The sequence below is a fragment of the Nonomuraea sp. NPDC046570 genome, assembly GCF_040645915.1.
GTDB lineage: Bacteria > Actinomycetota > Actinomycetes > Streptosporangiales > Streptosporangiaceae > Nonomuraea.
Window position 1 is genome coordinate 519,739 of sequence record NZ_JBEYZF010000001.1, and the last position, 17,852, is coordinate 537,590.

At 71.6% G+C, this 17,852-nt stretch carries 16 protein-coding genes; 8 read left to right on the forward strand and 8 right to left on the reverse strand.

What is annotated here, in order from left to right; genetic code table 11:
* Positions 1-88 precede the first annotated feature (88 nt).
* Both ABZ911_RS02415 and ABZ911_RS02420 read right to left on the reverse strand, forming a co-directional pair.
* Positions 89-736, reverse strand: coding sequence for a response regulator transcription factor (locus tag ABZ911_RS02415; RefSeq protein WP_358050769.1), 648 nt, complete (start codon positions 734-736; stop codon positions 89-91).
* The gene (locus tag ABZ911_RS02420; RefSeq protein ID WP_358050772.1) at positions 733-1,845 is read right to left on the reverse strand and encodes a histidine kinase; all 1,113 of its coding nucleotides are present in this window, start codon (positions 1,843-1,845) and stop codon (positions 733-735) included. Before ABZ911_RS02420 ends, ABZ911_RS02415 begins: the two co-directional genes overlap by 4 nt.
* Positions 1,846-1,952: 107 nt before the next feature.
* Here ABZ911_RS02420 and ABZ911_RS02425 point away from each other — a divergent pair, with 107 nt between their 5' ends.
* Complete coding sequence (locus ABZ911_RS02425) at positions 1,953-3,680, forward strand: gamma-glutamyltransferase family protein (RefSeq protein WP_358050774.1); 1,728 nt, start codon at positions 1,953-1,955, stop codon at positions 3,678-3,680.
* 393 nt (positions 3,681-4,073) lie between these two features.
* Here ABZ911_RS02425 and ABZ911_RS02430 read toward each other — a convergent pair whose 3' ends face one another.
* Positions 4,074-4,244, reverse strand: coding sequence for a hypothetical protein (locus ABZ911_RS02430; RefSeq protein ID WP_358050777.1), 171 nt, complete (start codon positions 4,242-4,244; stop codon positions 4,074-4,076).
* A gap of 106 nt (positions 4,245-4,350) precedes the next feature.
* Between ABZ911_RS02430 and ABZ911_RS02435 the strand changes: the two genes are divergently transcribed.
* A complete protein-coding gene (locus ABZ911_RS02435) occupies positions 4,351-5,139 on the forward strand; it encodes an SURF1 family protein (protein ID WP_358050780.1) in 789 nt (262 codons plus the stop codon).
* 5 nt (positions 5,140-5,144) lie between these two features.
* Entirely contained in the window at positions 5,145-5,450 is a 306-nt protein-coding gene (locus tag ABZ911_RS02440; RefSeq protein WP_358050783.1) for a DUF3817 domain-containing protein, read from the forward strand.
* Between the two features lie 37 nt (positions 5,451-5,487).
* On the opposite strand, the gene ABZ911_RS02445 is transcribed toward ABZ911_RS02440, so the two are convergent.
* Positions 5,488-5,682 (reverse strand): hypothetical protein, encoded by a 195-nt coding sequence (locus ABZ911_RS02445; protein ID WP_358050786.1) that lies wholly within the window; start codon positions 5,680-5,682, stop codon positions 5,488-5,490.
* A 241-nt stretch (positions 5,683-5,923) separates the two neighbouring features.
* Here ABZ911_RS02445 and ABZ911_RS02450 point away from each other — a divergent pair, with 241 nt between their 5' ends.
* The gene (locus ABZ911_RS02450; RefSeq protein WP_358050789.1) at positions 5,924-6,976 is read left to right on the forward strand and encodes a Fic family protein; all 1,053 of its coding nucleotides are present in this window, start codon (positions 5,924-5,926) and stop codon (positions 6,974-6,976) included.
* A 26-nt stretch (positions 6,977-7,002) separates the two neighbouring features.
* Here the strand turns inward: ABZ911_RS02450 and ABZ911_RS02455 are convergent, their stop codons facing one another.
* From ABZ911_RS02455 to ABZ911_RS02465, 3 genes are all read right to left on the reverse strand, one after another.
* Positions 7,003-8,307, reverse strand: a complete 1,305-nt coding sequence (locus tag ABZ911_RS02455; protein ID WP_358050793.1) for a protein kinase — start codon at positions 8,305-8,307, stop codon at positions 7,003-7,005.
* Between the two features lie 216 nt (positions 8,308-8,523).
* On the reverse strand, positions 8,524-8,685 hold the full coding sequence (locus ABZ911_RS02460) for a hypothetical protein (protein ID WP_358050796.1): 162 nt from the start codon (positions 8,683-8,685) through the stop codon (positions 8,524-8,526).
* Complete coding sequence (locus ABZ911_RS02465) at positions 8,669-9,508, reverse strand: arylamine N-acetyltransferase (protein WP_358050799.1); 840 nt, start codon at positions 9,506-9,508, stop codon at positions 8,669-8,671. The genes ABZ911_RS02460 and ABZ911_RS02465 overlap by 17 nt, the downstream gene beginning before the upstream one ends.
* A gap of 72 nt (positions 9,509-9,580) precedes the next feature.
* Here ABZ911_RS02465 and ABZ911_RS02470 point away from each other — a divergent pair, with 72 nt between their 5' ends.
* Both ABZ911_RS02470 and ABZ911_RS02475 read left to right on the forward strand, forming a co-directional pair.
* The gene (locus ABZ911_RS02470) at positions 9,581-10,264 is read left to right on the forward strand and encodes a response regulator transcription factor (protein ID WP_358050802.1); all 684 of its coding nucleotides are present in this window, start codon (positions 9,581-9,583) and stop codon (positions 10,262-10,264) included.
* Positions 10,261-13,878 carry a DUF4153 domain-containing protein gene (locus ABZ911_RS02475; RefSeq protein WP_358050805.1) on the forward strand — a complete coding sequence of 1,206 codons (3,618 nt, stop codon included), beginning with the start codon at positions 10,261-10,263 and terminating at the stop codon, positions 13,876-13,878. The genes ABZ911_RS02470 and ABZ911_RS02475 overlap by 4 nt, the downstream gene beginning before the upstream one ends.
* On the opposite strand, the gene ABZ911_RS02480 is transcribed toward ABZ911_RS02475, so the two are convergent.
* On the reverse strand, positions 13,875-15,068 hold the full coding sequence (locus ABZ911_RS02480) for a glycosyl hydrolase family 8 (RefSeq protein ID WP_358050808.1): 1,194 nt from the start codon (positions 15,066-15,068) through the stop codon (positions 13,875-13,877). The two genes, ABZ911_RS02475 and ABZ911_RS02480, sit on opposite strands and share 4 nt — an antisense overlap.
* A 124-nt stretch (positions 15,069-15,192) precedes the next feature.
* Here ABZ911_RS02480 and ABZ911_RS02485 point away from each other — a divergent pair, with 124 nt between their 5' ends.
* The gene (locus tag ABZ911_RS02485) at positions 15,193-16,731 is read left to right on the forward strand and encodes an amidohydrolase family protein (protein ID WP_358050810.1); all 1,539 of its coding nucleotides are present in this window, start codon (positions 15,193-15,195) and stop codon (positions 16,729-16,731) included.
* A gap of 15 nt (positions 16,732-16,746) precedes the next feature.
* Positions 16,747-17,844 carry an alanine racemase gene (locus ABZ911_RS02490; protein WP_358050815.1) on the forward strand — a complete coding sequence of 366 codons (1,098 nt, stop codon included), beginning with the start codon at positions 16,747-16,749 and terminating at the stop codon, positions 17,842-17,844.
* Positions 17,845-17,852: the final 8 nt, after the last annotated feature.

A 17,852-nucleotide genomic window follows, 5' to 3' on the forward strand; every position in this document is an offset into this window, starting at 1 on the left:
GGAGTCCTGTACGGAACGTAACGTCGCTCGCCGAACGCGGCCAGTAACAGTTCCTTCACCTCGGGAGGAGGTTTTGGGTGCGGCGGGTTCAGAGCCAGCCGGGCCGGACGAGCCCCGACTCGTAGGCGATGACGACGAGCTGGGCCCGGTCCCTGGCGTGCAGCTTCATCATGGCCCGGCTCACGTGCGTCTTCGCCGTCGCCGGCGACATGAACAGCCTGGCGGCGATCTCGTCGTTCGTCATGCCGGTGCCGACCAGCGACAGCACCTCCCGCTCGCGGTCGGTGAGCTGGTCCAGGCCGTCGGCGGCCAGCGGCTCCTTGGCCCTGGTCGCGTACTCGGCGATCAGCCGCCGCGTCACGCTCGGCGACAGCAGCGCCTCACCGGCCGCCACCACCCGCACCGCCTGGATCAGCTCGGCCGGTTCGGTGTCCTTGACCAGGAAGCCGCTGGCGCCGCCGCGCAGCGCCTCGAAGACGTACTCGTCCAGCTCGAACGTGGTCAGGATGATCACCTTGGGCCCCGGTGGCATCGCGCGGGTCGCGGTCAGGCCGTCGGTGCCGGGCATCCGGATGTCCATCAGGACCACGTCGGGCCGGTGTTCGCGGGAGAGCTTCACGGCCTGGTCCCCGTCGCCCGCCTCGGCCACCACCGTCATGTCGGGCTGGGCGTTGAGCAGGGCCTTGAAGCCCGCCCGTACCAGTGCCTGGTCGTCGGCCAGCAGCACCTTGATCATTCGGACTCCTCGGGTATGGGCAGGCGGGCCTCGACCTCGAAGCCGCCGCCCGAAGGACCGGCCACCAGCGTGCCGCCCAGCGCGGTGGCCCGCTCGCGCATGCCGGGCACGCCGTTGCCGCCGCCCGCCTCGGACAGTACGGCGGGCGAGGCGGAGCCGGAGTCGGTGACCGCGATCAGCAGTTCGCGCGCACCGTACTGCAGGCGGACCGTCACCGTGGCGCCGGGGGCGTGTTTGGTGACGTTGGTCAGTGACTCCTGGACGATCCGGTAGGCGGCCCGTTCCACCCCGGTGGGCAGCGGGCGGGCGCCCGTACGGTTCAGCGTGACCTTCAGGCCCGAGCGTTCGATCAGGTCGTCGAGCCGGTCGAGGCCGGCGGTGGGGGAGCGGGGGGCGCCCTCGCGCAGCACGTTCAGCACCGAGCGCATCTCGCCGAGCACGTCCTTGGAGGCGGCCTTGATCGTGGTGAGCGCGGTACGGGCCTGCTCGGGGTGGTCGTCGATGAGGTGCAGCGCGGTGGACGCCTGCACGTGGATCAGCGAGATGTTGTGCGCCAGCACGTCGTGCAGCTCCTGCGCCATCGTCAGGCGCTCCTCGCTGGCGCGGCGCCGGTTCTCCTCCTCCACGGTCTGCTGGTGCTCGGCGCGGCGCTCGTTCCTCGCCCTGATCAGCTCGGCGGCCACCAGGATCAGCGTGATGACCGCCGCGACCGACAGGTTGTGCCACCAGCCCGCGGGCGGCCCGCGGTGCAGCCAGGTGGCGTAGATGACGAAGAACGCCAGGGTCAGCCCCGCGGTGATCCACGCCGCCCGCCTGCGGCCCTCGACGACCGTGGTGAACAGCAGGATGACCGGGCTGAAGAAGATCGGCCCGTAGGCGTAGCCGCGCCACACGAAGACGACGGTGACCAGGGCGGTGACGGCCAGGGCGGCGATCGGGTACCGGCGGCGCACCAGCAGCATCAGCGGCCCGACCAGCAGCAGCGCGTAGCCGAGCGCGTCGAGTTTGATCCGTTCCGACTGGTAGCCCTGCGCCCCCTGCGTCATCAGCACCTGCGCGACCGCGACCACGACGGCCAGGTGGGGGCTCAGGGACTGTCTCGCGCGCACCGTCCCACGCTAGATCACCGGCCTGACCAGCGCATCCTCCCTGCGTGTGACCGGCGGCTACCACGAGGGGTGTAGCCGGGAACGACCTTGTGCGTCATGGTGAAGGGATGCGTCGTCTCTTCCTCCCCGCGGTCGCCGCCTCCGTCGTCCTCATCGCCCCGCCCGCGCTGGCGGAGCACCAGCAGAAGGTCCCTGTCGCCGAAGGCCGCGGCGGTGCCGTCGCCACCGTCGACCTCGATGCCAGCAAAGCCGCGTTGGCGGTGCTCAAACAGGGCGGCAACGCGGTGGACGCCGCCGTGGCCGCGGGCGCCGTACTCGGCGTGACCGAGCCCTACTCCGCCGGTCTGGCGGGCGGCGGTTTCATGGTCGTCTACGACGCGAAGCGTCGCCGGGTGGACACCATCGACGGCCGCGAGACCGCCCCGGCCGCGATGAAGCCGACCTCCTTCGAGGGCATCCCGTTCGAGGAGGGCGTCACCAGCGGCCTGTCCACGGGCGTCCCCGGCGCGGTCGCCCAGTGGGACCTCGCCCTGCGCCGGTACGGCACGCTCTCGCTCCGCCAGGCGCTCAAGCCCGCCATCGAGGTCGCCGACAGGGGCTTCGTCGTCGACCAGACCTTCTACGACCAGACCGCCGCCAACGCCGCCAGGTTCAAGGACTTCACGTCCACCGCCAAGCTGTACCTGCCCGGCGGCTCCCCACCGGCGGTCGGCTCCACCTTCAGAAACCCCGACCTCGCCGCCACCTACCGCGAACTGGCCAGACGCGGCCCCGGCTGGCTGTACGGCGGGCACCTCGGCCGCGAGGTCGTCGCCACCGTCAAGCAGCCGCCCCTGACCCCCGGCGCCACCCGCAACGTCCGCCCCGGCCTGATGGAACTGTCCGACCTGCGCGACTACCGCGCCCTGCGCCGCGACCCCACCCGCGTCCGCTACAACGGCCTGGAGGTCTACGGCATGGCCCCGCCCTCCTCGGGCGGCTCCACGGTGGGCGAGGCGCTCAACATCCTGGAGGCGCTGCCCAAGGTCGGGCTGCACGAGTACCTGGAGGCCTCCCGGCTGGCCTTCGCCGACCGCAACGCCTACGTCGGCGACCCGCCGCTGAAGCCGGTCAGCGAGCTGCTGAGCGACGGCTTCGCCAAGGAGCGCGCCTGCCTGGTGGGCGGCACGGCGATGGCCCACCCGGCCGGCCCCGGCGACCCCGACGGCTCCTACGACCCGTGCCCGGCCCCGCTGGCCCCGACCGCCGAGCGCACCCAGCAGGAGGGCCCGGAGACCACCCACCTGGTGGTCGCCGACCGGTGGGGCAACGTGGTCGCCTACAACCTGACCATCGAGTCCACCGGCGGCAGCGGCATCGTGGTGCCGGGCCGCGGCTTCCTGCTGAACAACGAGCTCACCGACTTCACCTTCGGCCCCGCGCCCGCCGACCCGAACCTGCCCGGTCCGGGTAAGCGGCCGAGGTCGTCGATGGCGCCGACGATCGTGTTCGACCATGGCAGGCCGGTGCTCGCGGCCGGTTCGCCGGGCGGCGCGACGATCATCACGACCGTGCTGCAGATCCTGGTGAACCGCTACGAGCTGGGCATGAACCTGCCCGACGCGCTGGCGGCCCCCCGGGCCTCGCAGCGCAACGCCGCCACCACGCAGGCCGAGCCCGCCTTCCGGCAGGCCCACGAGGCGGAACTGACCGCGATCGGGCACCAGTTCTCCGCCACGCCGGAGATCGGCGCGGCCACGGCGCTGGAGTTCCTCGGCCGGGGCAGGATCCAGGCGGTCGCCGAGCCGACCAGGCGCGGCGGCGGCAGCGCGATGGTGGTCTCGCCTAGTAGATGAGCCGGTAGGCGCCGGGCTTCACCGTACGGGTGCGTGCCCAGTACTCGAAGTTGACATCCTCCACCTGCCTGATTGGCGGGGGATTCCAACGGCGACTACCCCACGGGGAGGAGGTCGTGTTGAGGTTCACGGTTCGCGGGCTGTACCCAGCCGACCTTCGGGACCCTCACCTCACCCACGTTGCGCGACACCCGGCGCACATCGCCCGCCTTGACCGCGACGATCCGGAAACCCTCACCCCGCCCGCGCCTACGCCACCTCGGCCTGCGATGCGTTCCGCCGAAGAAGCTCGCCGACGCCTTTCCTCCTGGGGAAACGCCGAAGTCGACCACCTGTCTCTTGGACAGTGGCCGTTCGTCCGATCAGGACCGCCTCCTGATCAGCGGTGCCCGGTCAGGCGAGCAGGAGGTAGGCCACCACGGCGATGATGGCGACGCCCAGGACGACCGCGATGATCGGCAGGGCGGCGGACCGCTTCGGAGCGGCGGCCTCCTGTTCGGACCCCTGGGCGAAGGCGCGGAACTGCTGGGTGTTCCCCGCTGGATCGATGTGCTGGTCAGACATGCGTTGAACTCTAGCCGGATCACCTGGTGGATTTGTGCCCTTTCGCATGACTCGGTGGGTGCGGGCTGGTTAACGGACCGGCCGGGCGGGCGGATAACTTGGTGGCATGCTCAGAACCCTGTTCTCTCCCCGCCTGCTCGGGCTGCACGCGCTGGTGGTCGGGGTTCTGATCGCGTTCAGCCTGCTCGGCCGCTGGCAGCTCGGCGTCTTCGAGGACTCGGGCAAGCCGGAGGCGACCAGCGATCCCGCCCCCGTGGCGGTGACCGGTCTCGCCCAGGTGGGCGTCCAGCTCGGCAACGACGCCGTGCGGCGGCAGGTCTCGGCCGAGGGCGTCTACGACGCTCGGCGGCAGTTGCTGGTGGCCGACCGGAAGCCCGACGTCGACCAGCCTGGCGGCAACGTGTCGAGGGGCGAGGGCTACTGGGTGCTCACCCCGCTGAGGTTCGAGGACGGCACGATGATCCCGGTCGTACGCGGCTGGGTGGCCAAGGCGGACGACCCGGCCGCGGTCGCCGTACCCGCCGGGCGGGTCGCGGTGAGTGGGCGGCTGCAGGCCTCGCAGGGCACCGACAGCGTGCAGCGGCGGGCCGAGGGCGTGCCCGAGGGGCAGGTGCAGACCGTCTCGACGGCCGAGCTGATCAACATCTGGCGCGGGGAGAAGGTACGCAACGGCTTCGTCGTCGCGCAGGACGCCCCCGCCGGGCTCACCGCGGTGAAGACCGCCCCGCCGCTGCAGGGGGGCACCCTGACCTGGCGCAACCTGGCCTACGCGGTCAACTGGTGGATCTTCGCGATGTTCGCCGTCTTCATGTGGTTCCACTTCGTCCGGGACGCGGTGCGGTCGGACAGGGAGAGGGACCAGAGCAAGTCCCCTGAATTGGTTCTGGAAGGTTGAAAACAGTGGAGTCCGCCCTCAAGCCCTTCCGGGTCCTCGCCTACATCGTCGGTGTCATGCTGCTCGTGCTCTGCACGGCGATCGTGCTGCGCTACGGGTTCGACGTCGAGGGCCCGTCGAAGGTCATCTCGCCGATCCACGGTTTCCTCTACATGCTCTACCTGGTCGCGGTCCTGAACCTGGGCATGAAGGGACGCTGGAGCTGGGGCTACATGGTCGGCGTCATGCTGGCGGGCACGGTGCCGTTCCTGTCGTTCTACTTCGAGCGACGGGTGACCAAGCGGGTGCAGACCTCGCTCGCCACCGCCTGAGCGGGGGCCCTGGTACGGGCCCCCACCTCAGGACGGGTCAGTGGCCGATGCCGCGCCTGCGTGCTCTCTTGAGCCGCTCACGCTGCGACGGGTCCAGCATCAGGTAGGCCGCGACCGGGGCGCCGACCACGCCGAGGACCACGAGCAGGGTGATGAGTCCGGTCCCGAAGAAGATCAGCGAGAGCAGGACCGCGGCACCGGCGCCGATGGCGTACTTCTGGATGGGCGACATCCTCTATCCCTCCGAAACGCGGAGCCTGTGCCCCGCCTCTCCCATTCTGCGTCGCCCGTTCAACTCTTGGACGGGTCGCCGCGGTTCCTTCCGAGATATATCGCAAATGCCGCACCACCGCCGTCGGCTCCGAGCACCCCTCTCTGTCGAGCGGATACTCAGAGATTCGCCCCCGGTCTCCATTAAACTACTTAATAACGAGACTGAATTAGGTAGTTTAGCGGCGGATTGGTGGGATCTTATGCGCAGCTTCGTGGACCTGGACGCGGTCGTGGGTCGCGTGCCCGCGTCGGTCGTGGTCCTCCTCAGCCAGGTGGACAGCGGGCGCGGCAGCGAGGCGATGTACCGGGACCAGATGCCCGGGCTCCTGTGCGAGCTGGCCCACCTCGCCAGGGTGGCCAGCATCACGACGTCCTCGGCGATCGAGGGAGTCGTCGTTCCCGACGAGGGGCGGGCGAGGCGGATCATCAACGGCGCGGTGACCTCGCTCCGGACCCGGAACGAGCAGGAGCTCGCCGGCTACCGGGACGCCCTCGACTACCTGTTCCAGCAAGAATGGCGCCCGGTGAACACCGGGTTGCTGCTGCACCTGCACCGCCTGCTCTTCGCGCACACGGCCGTGCCCGGAGGGACGTTCAAGCGGCAGGACAACCTGGTCGTCGATCGGTCTCCCGCCGGGGAGATCACCGTGAGGTTCCGCCCCGTTCCCGCCGTCGAGACGGACTTTCACGTGGGCGAACTCGTCCAGCGATACCTTCACGCCATGCGGGGCCGATGCCACCATCCGGTCCTGCTCGTCGGGCTGTTCGTCCTCGATCTGCTGGTCATCCATCCGTTCGAGGACGGCAACGGCAGGGTGGCGAGAGTCCTCACCAACGCCTTGCTCGCCGATGCCGGCTACGGCGTGGTGACCTACGTGAGCATGGAGGGCGCCATCGCGGCCTCCGAGGCGAACTACTACCGAGCCCTGCTCGAATCGACGCATGGCTGGCACGAAGGCCGCTTCGACCCTTGGCCATGGCTGACCTACTTCGTCGCCACCCTGGCAGGCGCCTACGCCACGTTCGCCGAACGAGCCGCCGCGGGGCCCGCCACCGGGAACAAGCAGCAGCGGGTGCGTGACTTCGTCCTGCGCCTCGGCCCGAGCACGGTGACCGTGTCCGACATCAGGGCCGCTCTGTCCGGGGTGAGCGACCAGACCATTCGTCTCGTCCTCAGCGGGCTTCGCGACGAGGGGCTCATCAGAGCGGACGGCACCGGGCGGTCGGCGAAGTGGCAGCGTCTGACGTCCTGAACCCCCGCTGCCTCTGTACGGCCCTGTCAGGACGACCTGTGGCGTGAGCGGTACGAGCGGGGAGTCGCGGCCACGGACTCCAGGTCGCGGCGTAGCGCGTCGGGGGTGGGGCGCTGGGCGGGGTCGCCGGACAGTAGCCGGAACAGCACCGGCGCCAGCGTTCCCGCCCTGGTGATCGGGGCGCCAGGAGACGGTGACACGCCCTCGACGGCGGCGAAGAGCGTGGCCCCCAGCGACCACAGGTCGGCGGCCGGACCCGTGCTGCCCTCCGGGGCGGTGTAGGAGGAGATGCCGGTCGGCATCACCGGGTCGGCCAGGCTGGCCACGCCGACGGGGTCGACCATGATGCTGCCGGGCCGTACATCGCCGTGGTGCCTGCCCTGCGCGTGCAGCGCGACCAGCCGGTCGAGCACGGCCAGCCCGATGACGGCGGCTCGTTCGGGCTCCAGCGGGCCGCCCTGGGACAGGATCCGGTCGAGTAGCTCCGGCGGCTCGTTCAGGAGATCGGGCACCTGGGGGGCGCCTGCGGGGGGCTGGGAGGTGGCGCGGCGGCGTTTGAAGGCGCGGCGGAGGGATGCGCCCGACAGCAGCGGCGCGTGGCCCCGCTCGGCCGCCGGAGCCGTGAGCGAGGCCGGGCGCCCGTGGGCCAGGTCGTCGAAGGCCGCCGCCACCACGCCCATGGGCGGCCTGGCCGAGGCGTCGGGCTGGAGCATGGCGTCCAGGACCGTTCCCAGCGGCCCCGCCGGCGGGTTCCCCGGCTCCGGCGGGCGGCCCTCCACGCCGAAGTGCAGGGTCGCCGCCAGCGACCACAGGTCGGCGGCCCGCCCGATGCCCGGCCGCTCGAACGCCGCGGCCAGCCCGAAGCGGGTGAGCACGGCCCGCCCCGCCTTGGTCAGCAGGACGGTGCCGGGCTGCACGTCACCGTGCACGATGCCCGCGCCGTGCGCCACGTCCAGGGCGGCGACGAGGTGGGAGCCGATCCTGGCGACCTGGGACGGCGGCAGCGGATGCCGTTCGGTGACGGCCTGCTCCAGCGTGCGGCCCGAGGGCAGGTCGGTCACCAGCCACGGGTGCCCGTCCTCGACGACCACCTCGTGCACGGTCTCGATCGACGGGTGCCGCAGCGCCGCCGCGAAACGCACCTCGCGTACGGTGGCCTCGCACAGCCGGGTCCGCTCGGCGGCCGGGATGCCGGGCGCGAGCCGTACCTCGTTGACGGCCACGTCGCGGCGCAGCAGGTCGTCGGCCGCGAGCCAGACGGGTCCCAGCCCACCCTCGCCCAGAGGGCTGAGCAGCCGGTAGCGCCCGGCCAGCCGGGGGTGGCCGTTCATGGTGTTCTCCCGTCGGACCGCATGTGGCGAACAGCACGATAGCGGTATGTCATGACACCCGCCCATTGGCGGCGGATCCAGATTCCGCAGTGTCGCGGCATTCACCCACGGCCTGACATCGACGGCACCTTCGTGGTGTCCGCCTAGGTCAGGTCCTCCACGCGTATGGCAGTCACGCGGTCGTGTCCGTCGACGCTTTGGCCGCCGCGCGCGGGCTCATGTGTCGCCCCATTCGGCGCGGGCCGCTGAGAGCTCTTGCTCGGTCGGTGGACCGAACTCCCCGGTCAGATCGTCGACGAGCTCGACGAGGCGATCATGGTCGAGCTGTAGCGCCGCCTCTCCCATGGAGAAATCTTCCTGCTCATTGCTTTCTGTCATGGCTCAGCCACTCCTCGTGAGATCGCCGCACCCGCTTCCACAGCATTCCCTTCTCCGTGGTCGTCAGGTCGTCGAGCGGGAGGTGGAAGACGTCGGCGAGGGCCGCGTAGTAGTCGGGTTCGGATTCCAGGGTCACTGCGGTGGAGCGGGTGCCGAGGCGGGACAGGACGGCGCCGCGGAGGAGGTCGACGCCCATGGCGTCGCGGCGCAACACGCTCAGGACGCGGACGAAGCCCGAGTCGGGAGAGGTGCACAGATGGTCGTGCATCTTCGTGAAGGCCGACATCTCCGCTGGTGCCGGGGCGAAGTCCATGCCGAGGAAGGAACCGCTCGGGTCGTGGTCGAAGCGCCAGCCGCCGGGGGCGACCTGGGAGGGGCGCAGGCCGTACTCGAAAGGGCCTTGCCGGTAGCGGCCCTCGGTGAGGGGCAGGGGCTCGTGCAGGGCGTCGCCCAGGCCCAGGTCGACCAGCCAGTCGCCGTCGGGGAGACGGACCGTGAGCGCCAGGTGGTTGCCGGTGACGCCGGGCTCGGCGCCGCGGTTCTGCACCCCGCCGACATGCCTGGTCACCTCGTACCCGAGGCCGCGCAGCAACTCCGCGAACGCCCCGTTGAGGTGGTAGCAGTAGCCGCCGCGCCCGCGCAGGATCCGCGCCGCCGACTCGAACGGATCGACGCTCGTCGTCCGCCCGAGCCAGATCTCCAGCGTCTCGTACGGCACCCGCTCGACATGGCCGACGTGCAACTCGCGCAGCGCCTCCGCGCTCGGCGGAGCGCCGAGGAGACCGGGCAGGCCGATGCGCCGCAGGTACCCAGGAATGTCCACGGGGACCAGTCTGCACGGGATGTTCACAAATTGGGCAGTGCCCTCTGCACGCCGCGCTTCTAGGCTGCGAACGTGGCAGACCAGCGACGCATCCTCCTGGTCGAGGATGACGAGACGATCGCGCTGGCCGTACGTAACCGGCTGGCCGCTGAGGGGTTCGACGTCCGGGTGGCGGGCGACGGCGAGGCGGCCCTGGTGGCGTACGGCAGGGCGGAACCAGACCTGGTGATCCTCGACCGGTTACTGCCCGGACTGGACGGCCTGGAGGTGTGCCGCAGGATGCAGGCCGCCAGGCCGGTGCCCGTCCTGATGCTGACCGCGCTCGGTGAGGAGACCGACGTGCTCGTCGGGCTCGGCGTGGGCGCCGACGACTACCTGGCCAAGCCGTTCAGCATGCGCGAGCTGGTCGCCAGGATCCACGCGCTGCTGCGCCGGGTGGAGCGGGCCGCGCAGCTCGCCGTCGAGGACACCGTGCTCAGAGTCGGCGAAGTGGAGATCGACACGGCCGCCCGGCGGGTGTTCGTCAGAGGCCTGGAGGCGCAGCTCACCAGGACCGAGTTCGACCTGCTGCGCCGCCTCGCCGAGCGGCCGGGCCAGGTCTTCGAGCGCGACCAACTGCTGTCGGACGTGTGGGGCTTCTCCGAGGCCGCCGCCACCAGGACCGTCGACAGCCACGTACGCGCGCTGCGCCGCAAGCTCGGCTCCGACGTCGTGCGCACCGTCCACGGCGTCGGCTACGCCCTGGTACGCCGATGAGACCGCTCGACTTCCTCGGCCGGATCAAGGTTAAGCTGGGGCTCGTCATCGTGCTCGCGGTGGCGACCGCGTTCGTGGTCAACGAGGTCGGCATCAACTCCGGCCTCTCCCGCGAGGTGCGCATCGCCGTCGCCGTGGCCCTCGCCCTGATCATGGTGCAGGTGCTGGCGCGCGGCATGACCAAGCCGCTGCGCGAGATGGCCGCGGCCGTCCAGGTCGTCGCCAAGGGCCGCTACGAGCTGCGGGTACGGTCCACCTCCAGGGACGAGGTGGGCGAGCTGGCCAGGGCGTTCAACGCGATGGCCGCCGATCTCGGCGAGGTCGACCGGCAGCGCCGCGAGCTGATCGCCAACGTCAGCCATGAGCTGCGTACCCCGATCACCGGCCTGCGCGCGGTGCTGGAGAACGTCGTCGACGGCGTGTCCGCGCCCGACCCCGGCACGCTGGGCACCGCCCTGGCCCAGACCGAACGCCTGAGCCGCCTGGTCACCCAACTGCTCGACCTGTCCCGGCTCGACTCCGGCGCCCGCCCCATCGAACCCGAGGCGGTCGCGCTCGGCCCGCTGTTCGACCAGGTGGTCCGCGAGGCCGCCCTGGCTCGCGACGACGTGCGCTTCGCGCAGTCGGCCCCCACCGGCCTCGCCGTCCGCGCCGACCCCGACATGCTCGCCCAGGTGCTCGCCAACCTCCTCGACAACGCGGTACGGCACAGCCCGCGCGACGGCGTGGTGACCCTCACCGCGAGCGCCGAGGGGACGGGCATCAGGATGGTCGTCGCCGACCAGGGGACGGGGATTCCCGAAGCGGCCAGGTCCAGGGTCTTCGAACGCTTCTCCCGGCTGGACGCCGCCCGAGCGGCCGACGCCGGGGGCTCGGGGCTGGGGCTGGCCATCGTCAAAGAGATCATCGAGCTGCACGAGGGGTCCATCCACATCGACGGCGGCGCGGGCTGCCGCATGGTCGTCGACCTGCCACGGAGGCTGATGGTGGAATCACCGCCCGAACACCCGCCCGCACTGGAACCGGTGCTCCTCGCCCCGGACACGACCATGCGCGCGAAGGACACCACTCCACGCGTGAAGGACACCACCGCACCAGAACCGGAGTCCACGCCTGTGCTCGTGTCCAGCACCGCACCGGATTCCCCGCTCGCACCGGAGTCCACGCCCACGCAGGGTTCCCTGATCGCGGCTGATTCCATGCTCGCGCAGGACTCCCCGCTCGCGGCTGGTTCCCCCTCCGCGATTGAGGCCGAGTCCGCGCCATCGCCCGAGTCCGAACCTGTGCCGGAGTCCGCGCTGGTGCCAGGGGCCGCACCCGCGCCGGTGCTCGGCATCGCAGCCCCACGGGCACCCGGGGACGATCACGTAGGTGCTCACCACCCCGGCCAGGCCGGCCTGAGAGATCTCGCGTCGGCGTCCGCCCTCCCGCCCGCGCCCGCGCTCGGGTCCGGGTCCGGGACCGAGCTTGAGCTCACCCAAGCGGCTGTGCTCGCACCCACGCTTGCCCCCGCTGGGGAAGTCGTGGCCGGGCCCGCGACCGTGCCCGCGGTGCCTGTACTCGTCGGGCCACCGCACTCCGCGCCCCTGTCCGTCTCGGGGGCGGGCAGGGTTCTGGGGTGGGGGTTCGCGGGGCTGGGCCTCGGGTTCCTCGGCGGGATCGTCGTCGCCTTCTTCGTCGGGCTGTACATCGGCGGGATAGCGGCGCTGATCACTTTGCTCCTGGCCACGATGGGCGGCGGAGCGGTGGGGGCCTCCTTGGGCTCCTCCCGCCACGATCTGCTCACCCGCCAGCGCCAGGCCGAAGCCCTGCAACGCGACATGGCAGCAAGCCGTGCCTCCCAGGGAGGCCCAGTAGGCCACACCGTCCCAGTAGGCCACGGCATCCCAGCAGGCCAGGGCATCCAAGGTGGCCAGGGCATCCAAGGTGGCCAGGGCATCCAAGGTGGCACGGGGAGCCATGTCGCCCAAGGTGGCGCGGCGGCGGGCCATATCGCCCAAGGCGACACATCACCGGGGGAGGTCCAGCAGGGCGGCGCCCCCGAGGGCCACACCCCGGCGGGAAGCGTCTCGCCCCCGTACCCCCCGAAACCGCCCACCTCCCCGTCCTTCCCCCCGCCCCCGCCGTACGTGCCGCCGCCGCTCTTCCCCAAGCCTGACCTGCCCGACGCCCCCCGCTGGCTGCTGGCCGCCGTCGCGGGGGTGGGTGCCTTCGCCGCCGTGGCGCTGCCGTACGCGCGGGCAGGGCTGGGGATCGCGCTGGTCGCCGTGGTGATGGCGGTCGCGGTGCTGCCCGCGATGCGCAGGCGGTTCACGCCGTGGACGGTGGCGTTCGGGCTGACGGGGCTCGCCCTGGTGGCCATGGTGGCGCTGCGGGACGCGGACTGGCTGGTCTTCCCGCTGGTGCTGGCGGGGTGGGTGCTGGGCGCGCTGGCCGTGTCGGGCGCGGGCGGCGGATGGCTGGGCGCGATCCGGGGCGGCCTGTCGGTGCTGATCGCGATGCTCCCGGTGCCGTGGTTCCTGGGGCAGCCGCTGAAGTCGCTGAGCGCCAACCGCAAGGTGACGCCGACCCTCGTCGCCACCGCGATCACCGTGGTGCTGCTGGTCGTCTTCGGCCTGCTGTTCGCCTCGGCCGACGCGGTCTTCGCCTCGTTCGTGGACCGCCTGCTCACCGCTCCCGACTGGGCCGAAACCCTGCCGACCCGGGTGTTCATCTTCGCCCTGTTCGCGGTCATGATGGCCGCGGCGGTGCTGGTGGCGATGCGGCCGGTCGACGACCCGGCCACGCCGTCGTTCAAGACCACGGTGAGCCGCAGTATCTGGATGGTGCCGCTGGTCGCGCTGAACCTGCTGTTCGCCGCGTTCGTCGCCGTCCAGGTGACCGCGCTGTTCGGCGGCAACGCCAAGGTGCTGCGGACGGCGGGGCTGACCTATGCCGACTACGCCAGGCAGGGGTTCTTCCAACTGGTCGTGGTGAGCGTGTTCGTGCTGGTGATCGTGGGTGTGGCGAGCGGGGTGGTGCGGACCGGCAAGAGCGACCGGGTGCTGCTGGCCTGCCTGCTGGGCGTGCTGTGCGCGTTCACGCTGGTCATCCTGGCTTCGGCGCTGCACCGGCTGGGGCTGTACACCGGCGCCTACGGGCTCTCAAGGTTGCGCGCCTCGGTGGGGGCGACGATCTGGTGGCTGGGCGCGGTGTTCGCCCTGGTGCTGATCGCGGGCGCGGTGCGGATGCGGGGCGGCGGTTCGGGCTGGCTGCCGAGGGCCGTGGTGCTGGTCACCGGGGTCGGCCTGGTGGTGTTCGCGGTGTGGAACCCCGACTTGCGGGTGGCCGAGACGCAGGTGGCGATCAGGGGCGTGGAGCGCATGGACCAGGACTACGTGGGCGATCTGGGCGCCGAGGCGGTGCCCGCGCTGGACCGGCTGCCGGAGCCGCTGCGCAGTTGCGTCCTGGCGGACGTGGTCGACGCGAACGGCCTGGCGGGCGGCGACGCCTGGAACGGCTGGAACCTGGCCAGGGTTGAGGCCAGGGCCCTGCTCGCTCAGCGCCCGATCGTGCGGGCCGGGACGTGCCCCGGCGTCGCCGACCGCTGGGCGACCATCCCCGACCAGGACTAGGGCACCCAGTGGTTCCCGGTCGCCGTGATCATTGACTGGAGTGTCACGGTGGCGGCGAAGTAGTCCTTCTTGTTCAGCTTGGTCGCCGTCACCGTCTTCCAGAGCGCGTCCAGCCACGCCTGGCCGGACGGGTCGGTGAGGGCGGCGACGGTGAACGGGGCGACGAAGGCGGGCTCGGGGCCCTCCTCCAGCGGGGTGCCGTCCAGCCGGTACCCGGCGGCGATCTTGGCGGGGTCGCCGCCGGTGGTGGTGGAGATCCACCTGCTGAGCTTGCGGGCCGCCGCCAGCGAGGCCGGGTCCCCGCTGGTCACCGCGTCGGCGCCGATCCGCCACGGGTCGCGCAGCGCGTTCCAGTTGTAGTCGCCGTCGTGCGCGTCCTCCAGCACCTCGCCCTTGACCGGCTTGCCGTTCTTCACGAAGTCGGGCAGCAGGCCGGTCTCGCCGGGGATGTCCGCGATCAGCTTCTGGTGCGCCTGCCGGATCGCCGCCCACGACGGGTCGACCTTCTCGAACGCCCGGAAGTGGTCGATCATCCAGTCGGAGGTGCGCGACACCTTCGACAGCGGCTCCTCGGCGGTGGCCCAGTCGCCGAGCTTGAGCAGCTTGGTGTCCGGGTTCACCTCCTCCGCCTTGATGGCCGCGATCCGCCGCTCCGCCTTGGCGCGGTAGTCGCCGCCCCACTGCCTGGCCGCCATGAGCAGGCCGTACGCGACGTCGAGGTCGCCGTCGGTCGCCGAGTCGGAGCCGTTGACGCTCTTGCACGAGGAGTTCTGCTCGGCGGCCAGCAGGTCGGGGTTGTTGACCGACGGGTGCGCCTCGACGTACCGGAGCAGGTCGTCGAACAGCTCGCGGTCGCCCATCGTGGCGGCGATCACCAGCCCGTACCCCTGCGCCTCGCCGACGTAGGGATGGTCGGCGTCGGGCGAGATCACCTGCCGCGAGCCGCACTCGGAGGTGACGAACGCCGCCTTCCACCGGCCGTAGTACTCCCGCACCTGCGCGTCCAGCGCCTTCTGGTCACCGGAGGGCCGCAGCGAGCCCGCCGCGTACGGCAGAGCGTGCGACCCGAACGGCACCCCCCGGTCGGCTCTCGGCACCTCCCGCGTGGCCTCCCTCGGTGCCTCCCGCATGGCGCATCCGGCCATCACCAGCACGGCGACGGACAGGGCGATGGTACGGCTGACACGCACAGAGATCCCCTTTCACCAACAAAGTCACAGGCTAGGGCGTTAAGGCCGCACCCCATGACGAGAACGGGCGAAATGGGTACCCGGCAACGAACCTGCCATTCCGGGATAGTGATTGAATCCTGGGGTGGCGTTCGACGTGGTCATCAGAGGCGGACGGGTGCTCGACGGCACGGGGGCTCCGGCCTTCCCGGCCGACATCGGGCTGACAGGCGACCGGATCACCGCCGTCGGGCGGCTCGACGGCGCCGAGGCGGGCCTGGAGATCGACGCCGAGGGGCGCTTCGTCGCCCCCGGGTTCGTCGACTGCCACGCGCACGGCGACGCCCTGGTCTTCGACCGGGAGGTGCAGCTCGCCGCGCTCCGCCAGGGCGTGACCACGTTCGTGCTCGGTCAGGACGGCCTCTCCTACGCCCCCGGCTCGGCCGCCACCGTCGACTACGCCACCCGCTACTTCGCCGCCGTCAACGGCGCCCACCCCGCCCTGCGCGGCGCGGTCTCGGTGGGCGAACTGCTCGACGGCTACGACGGGGCCACCGCGCTGAACACCGCCTACCTCCTGCCGCACGGCACGATCCGCTACGACGTCATGGGCCCCTCCACCGCCGCGGCCACGCCGGACGAACTGGCCAGGATGCTCGGACACGTCGAGCGCGGGCTGGCCGAAGGGGCCGTCGGACTGTCCAGTGGCCTGGAGTACCTGCCCGGACGGCACGCCTCGGCCGGCGAGCTGGCCGCCCTGTGCGCGCCGCTCGGCGGCCTGCCGTACGTCACCCACATGCGCGCCTACGGGACCAACGCCGAGGTCGGGATGGCCGAGGTCAGGGAGATCGCCGACCGATCCCGGGCGGCCGTCCACGTCTCCCACCTGCACGGGCCGGCCGACGTGCTGCTGCCGCTGGTCGAGGACCTGATCGCGCGGGACGTCGACCTCACCTTCGACACCTACCCCTACCTGCGCGGCAGCACGATCCTGGCGATGGTCGTGCTGCCCGGCTCGGTGCCCGCGGCGGAGGTCGACGCCGCCCTCGACATGCTGGCCTCGCGCGCCCTCGACGACTGGTGGCCGACGCTGGAGAGCTCCTGGCCGCGCATCACCGTCTCGCACGCGCCAGGCGAGGAGTGGGCCGAAGGACTCACCATGGTCGAGGCGGCCGAGCTGAAGGGGCTGGCCCCCGCGGAGTTCTGCCGCAGGCTGCTCGCCGACACCCGCCTGGAAGCCGGATGCGTGCTGGCCAGGCCCGACGAAGGCCCCGAAGGCGAGGAGTCGGTACGGCGGATCCTGCGCCACCCCGTGCACACCGGCGGCTCCGACGGCATCTACGTGGGCGGCCACCCGCACCCGCGCGGGTTCGGCGCCTTCGCCCGCTTCCTCGGCAGGCACGTGCGCGAGCTGGGCGACTGGACCTGGGAACAGGCCGTCGGCCACCTCGCCGCGCACCCCGCGCGCCGGTTCGGGCTGGCCGACCGGGGGCTGCTACGGCCCGGCCTGGCTGCCGACGTGATCGTCTTCGACCCGCGTACGGTCGCCGACCGCGCCACCTACGCCGAACCGCGCACGGTGGCCACGGGCGTCGACGAGGTGTTCGTGTCAGGGGTACAGGTGCTGTCGGGCGGCGGGCTCACCGGGGCGACTCCGGGGCGTGCGCTGCGCTCCCGGGCGTAGATAGGGTCGATTGCTGTGAAAGGGATCCTGCCTGGTGAGGATTGGCTCGGCCGCTCGCTGTTCGACGGGCCGTTCAGCTTCCCGCTGATGGTCGTGCACCGTGACGCGATCGAGCACAACATCGCCACCATGGCCGCCTTCACCCGCGACCACGGCATGCTGTTCGCGCCGCACGCCAAGACGCACCTGTCGCCGGAGATCGCCGCCCGGCAGCTCGACGCGGGCGCCTGGGCGCTGACCGCCGCGACGCCGAGCCAGGCGATCACGCTGCGCGGTTTCGGCGTGCCGCGCGTCCTCGTCGCCAACCAGGTCGCCGACCCGGCGGGGCTGCGCTGGCTGGCCGCCGAGCTGGAGCGGGACCCGGACTTCGAGTTCCTGTGCTTCGTCGACTCCGTCGCGGGCGTGGACCTGCTGGCCGCCCACGCGGGGGCTCGCCCCTTCCAGGTGCTGGCCGAACTCGGGCACGCGGGCGGGCGGGGCGGCAGCCGTACCCTCGGCGGGTTGCTGGAGGTCGTCGGGCGCGCCCAGGAGGCCGCAGGCGTGGAGCTCGTGGGCGTGGCCGGGTACGAGGGCGGGCTGAAGTCGGCCGAGGAGGTCGTCGGGTATCTCAGGCGGCTGCAGGAGGCCGTGGAGCACCTCAGGGTTAGGAACCCGATCCTGTCCGTGGGCGGCAGCCAGTGGTTCGACGTGATCGGCAGAGAGCTCGTCGCCACCCAGGCCAGGATCGTGCTGCGGGCGGGAGCGTACGTCTCGCACGACGACGGCTACTACCGCGAGCGGACCCCGTTCAACCGGATCGACGGGTCGCTGCGTCCCGCCTTCGAGGTCTTCGCGCACGTGCTGTCCACCCCCGAACCCGGGCTGGCGATCGTCGCGATGGGCAAGCGCGACGCGCCGTACGACGAGGGGCTGCCCATCCCCAGGCGCGAGGGCGTGACCGTGGTCGCCATGCAGGACCAGCACACGATCCTCCGCGACACCTCCGGACTGCGGGTCGGAGACCTGGTCTCGTTCGGCATCTCGCACCCGTGCACGGCCTTCGACAAGTGGCGCACCCTGCTCACCGTCGATGAGAACTACACCGTAGTCGGCACGATAACCACACATTTCTAGGGAGATCC

Coding starts and splice junctions, on each gene's coding strand:
- ABZ911_RS02425 (WP_358050774.1), top strand. CDS start 1,953: ATGCGTCGTCTCTTCCTCCCCGCGGTCGCCGCCTCCGTCGTCCTCATC.
- ABZ911_RS02455 (WP_358050793.1), bottom strand. CDS start 8,307: ATGAACGGCCACCCCCGGCTGGCCGGGCGCTACCGGCTGCTCAGCCCT.
- ABZ911_RS02475 (WP_358050805.1), top strand. CDS start 10,261: ATGAGACCGCTCGACTTCCTCGGCCGGATCAAGGTTAAGCTGGGGCTC.
- ABZ911_RS02445 (WP_358050786.1), bottom strand. CDS start 5,682: ATGTCGCCCATCCAGAAGTACGCCATCGGCGCCGGTGCCGCGGTCCTG.
- ABZ911_RS02450 (WP_358050789.1), top strand. CDS start 5,924: ATGCGCAGCTTCGTGGACCTGGACGCGGTCGTGGGTCGCGTGCCCGCG.
- ABZ911_RS02430 (WP_358050777.1), bottom strand. CDS start 4,244: ATGTCTGACCAGCACATCGATCCAGCGGGGAACACCCAGCAGTTCCGC.
- ABZ911_RS02415 (WP_358050769.1), bottom strand. CDS start 736: ATGATCAAGGTGCTGCTGGCCGACGACCAGGCACTGGTACGGGCGGGC.
- ABZ911_RS02460 (WP_358050796.1), bottom strand. CDS start 8,685: ATGACAGAAAGCAATGAGCAGGAAGATTTCTCCATGGGAGAGGCGGCG.
- ABZ911_RS02435 (WP_358050780.1), top strand. CDS start 4,351: ATGCTCAGAACCCTGTTCTCTCCCCGCCTGCTCGGGCTGCACGCGCTG.